The organism is Streptomyces sp. NPDC048383, from assembly GCF_040651775.1.
In the GTDB taxonomy this organism is placed as follows: Bacteria; Actinomycetota; Actinomycetes; order Streptomycetales; family Streptomycetaceae; genus Streptomyces.
In genome coordinates, this window is sequence record NZ_JBEZKS010000137.1 from 1 (window position 1) to 3,500 (window position 3,500).

A 3,500-nucleotide genomic window follows, 5' to 3' on the forward strand; every position below is an offset into this window, starting at 1 on the left:
CGCAGCCGGCGTACCCGGGACAGGCGCACGGGGGGCAGCCCTACCCGGAGCAGGGTCACCCGGGTGAGCCGCCCCGGCCCGAGCAGCCGCAGGCGGGGCGCCGGCGCGGCCCCCCGGGACGCCTGCGCGTCGGGCAGCGGCGCCGGCACCGACTCCGGGGCCGCCGCTCCGATGACGGCCGACGGGGGCTGCTCCGTCGGCGGGACCGCGACCGGCGCCGGGGTGCCGCGTCGGGTCGTGGGCGGGACCGGCACGGGAGGGAGCGACGTGGGCGGGACCAAGGGCTGCGCGGCGCTGCGCAGCGCCTGCCAACGCAGTTCCCGGATCCCCGAGTCGTGCCAGGTGTCGGCGGCCGCCTCCTCGGCGGCCCCGCGCGCCGGTCGCGTCCGCCAGGCGTGCACCCCGACCGCCAGCGGGACCGCCGATACCAGGGTCCACGCCGTCGCCGCGCCCCCGACAGCCCACCACACGGGCCCGAAGCTCGCCAGCGCCGCCGTACCCATCGGGCCGCCGGACACCGCCGCCAACGCGGCCATCACCGCTCCGCACACCACCGAGCCCAGGGCCGCCGTCAGCGCGGTCTCCCCGTACGGGACCTCCCGCGCCCGACGCACCGCGAACCAGCCCACCGCCAGTCCGGCGGCCACCGGAATCCCGGCCGCCGCCCAGGTGACCGGGGTGCCCGGCCCCTCCGGCGGCAGCGCCGCCAGCAGCGGGAACCCGGGCAGCGCCGCCGCGCCCTCGAAGCCGAGCGGGGTGGCCGTCGCGCCCGCGCCCAGCGCGAAGCCGGGTCCGAGCCCGTAGGCCGCGCCCCACACCATCGCGTTCGGGATCAGGGCCACCGCCAGCAGCAGCACCGCGAACCGGCCCGACCAGACCCCGGTCAGCTGGAGGAACGACGCCTGCACCTGGGGCCCGTGCCAGGCCAGGGAAGCACCGACGAGCAGCGTCCCGCCGCCGAGCAGGACCAGGACCCCGGCCGCCCCGGAGCGCAGCGCCAGCGCGTACCGGGGGCGCGTGATCGCCGTCCGCACGCTCCTCGGGACCCGGTCCGGCAGGGGTCCCAGCGGTCGGCCCTTCGCGGCCCACACACCGCTCGCGGCGGCCAGCGCCGCCACCAGCGGCAGGTGCCAGGCCGCGCTCAGCGGATCGGCGGGCATCGGTCCGCCGGCCGCGTACACGGTGGCCAGCGCGCCGACGGCGAGGTAGCCGCAGAGCACCGCGGAGAACACGGCGCCGGCCGGCAGGACCTCCTCCCCGTCCGCCCCGGCGGCGTCCCCGGAGGCGCTGCCCAGCCGGGCGGCCCGCCGCATCAGCAGGGCGGGCAGGGCCACCAGGAGCAACGGCGTCACGCCCACGGGTGCGGGCACCCCGGACAGGGTCTCGTAGCGGACGAGCTCCGTCCCGTGGGCCATCAGCCACAGCCCGGCGGCCAGGTGCAGCGCACCGCCGGGCCCGTTGTCGGGATAGGGGGAGCTGATCCACAGCACGATCACGAGCACGGCGAGGAAGCCGAGCCCCAGTCCGGCGGCCACGGCGCCGCCCAGCACGCAGGCGGCGGCGGCCGGTGAACGGCGCCGCGGCTCGGGGCGCGGGGCCACCGGCAACGGGGTCCCGAGTTCAGTCACTTGGGTCACCCCGCCCATGGTGCCAACGACACGCGCTATGGGCGGGTAACAGGCGAATGCCCGTGGTGTCGCTCAATATACGTTTATGTACTTTTTCGCCCAAGGCTGCCGGGTCGCGGGGAGTGTGGCATGACACGAGGCGTCGATACGACCTCCGGGTCGGAACTGGGCCTGCCCTCCCCCAAGGAGCGCCGCAGGCTCCGCGAGGCGGGCGAACTGAGCCACGAGGAGGTCGCGGGGGTCATCGGGGTCACCCCGGCGACCCTCCGTTCGTGGGAGACGGGCCGCACCGAGCCGCGCGGACGCAAGCGCGAGGTGTACGCCGAGATCCTGGCCCGCCTCGCCGCGGCGGCCGCGGTCCCGGACGCGGACACCCCGGACCTGCGCGTCACCGCTGCCGGACGCCCCGGGCCGACCCGGCCCCCGCGGCCCCCCGAACCCCACGCGCGCGAGCCGGAGGCGGAACCGGCGCACGACCGGGCCACGCCCTTCGCCAGCTGGGCGCCGCGTGCCGGCGGCGGCGTACGGGCCTTCGCGAACGGGGCCCAGGCGCGGTCCGGCGGGCCCGGTACCCGGCCCAGATCGGCGACCAAGCGGGCCGCGAAGCCCCCGGTCGGCGCCGCCCGCCACGACACGAAGACCCCCGTCAGGACCGGCGGCGGCTCCTCGGGCGGTTCCGGCGGTTCCGCCCCGGGGAAATCCGCCGACGCGCCCGCACCCCCCACGCCGGCGGCCCCGGCCGACGCCTCCGCGCCGGCGGACTCCGGCGCACCCGCCGACGCACCCGCCGAGGTGCGCGCCCCCGAACCACCGGCCCCCGACGCGGGCGCGGGGGCGGGGGCCGCGCCCCCGCCGCCCGACCCGTCCATGGAGCCGTCCATGGAGCCGTCCACCGAGCCGTCCATGGTGCCGGAGGCCGAGGAGGTCACCGCCGTCCCGGAGTCGACCGAGCCGGCGGCGGCCGTGCCGCGCCCGTCCGACCCCGTCCAGGCCTTCGAGGCCCTCTACGCCTACGCCGCCCCCGCCCTCGTCCGGCAGGCCTACCTCCTCACGGCCCGTCGCGCCCTGGCCCACGAGTCGGTGGAGCGGGCCTTCCAGCAGGCCTGGGACCGCTGGCCCGAGGTGGCCACCGACCCCGACCCCGTCGGCTGGGTGCGCGCGGCCGTGTACGAGTACGCCCTCTCCCCCTGGCACCGGTTCCGCCGCGCCCACCGCCACCCCGACAAGCCGCCGGCCGAGCCCGCGGACCGGATCCTGCTCGACGCCCTGCTCGCGCTGCCCCCGGTGCACCGCCGCACGGTGCTGCTCTACGACGGCGTCGGCCTCGACCTGCCCGACACCGCCGCCGAGACCGAGGCCACCACCCCGACCGCCGGGAGCCGCCTGCTCCACGCGCACGCCGACCTCGCGGAGCGCGTACCCGAGCTGGCCGACGTACCGCCCGAGAAGCAGTCCGCGCTGCTGCGCGAACGGCTCGGGGCGGTCCGGCCCGTCGTACGGCTGGAGCCGCGCTCCGCGGCCGTCGTCCGCGCCGCCGGCGAGCACCGCGGCCGACGGTGGATCCGGGCCGGCCTGGTCATGACGGCGCTGATCGCCGTCGCGACCGCGTACACCACGGCGACCGCGCCGCGGGAGTACGAGCCCCCGAGCTCCCCCGGTACGAGCGTCTCCGGCGTCCCGCCGCACAGCGGACCCCAGCGGCTCACCGAGGAGAGCCGGGAACTCCAGGACAAGCTGCGCGCCGACCCCGCGGCCGGCCCCGCCCGGGTCTCGCCCGGCCTGGAGTGAGGCCGACCCGACCGGGCACGAAAACGGGCGTGGCCCGCACCCCGAGGCGCGGCGCCGTTCACCGGCCGCCGCCGCCTGCGTGCT

General features: G+C 78.7%; 2 protein-coding genes. One reads left to right on the forward strand and one right to left on the reverse strand.

The genetic code is table 11. The annotated features are described in order from the left end of the window. The coding region (locus AB0D46_RS38365; protein ID WP_362884725.1) for a DUF6350 family protein at nucleotides 1–1,637 on the reverse strand (1,637 nt) is incomplete at its 3' end. 120 nt (nucleotides 1,638–1,757) lie between these two features. Here AB0D46_RS38365 and AB0D46_RS38370 point away from each other — a divergent pair. Further along, nucleotides 1,758–3,416, forward strand: a complete 1,659-nt coding sequence (locus AB0D46_RS38370; protein ID WP_362884726.1) for a helix-turn-helix domain-containing protein — start codon at nucleotides 1,758–1,760, stop codon at nucleotides 3,414–3,416. Nucleotides 3,417–3,500: the final 84 nt, after the last annotated feature.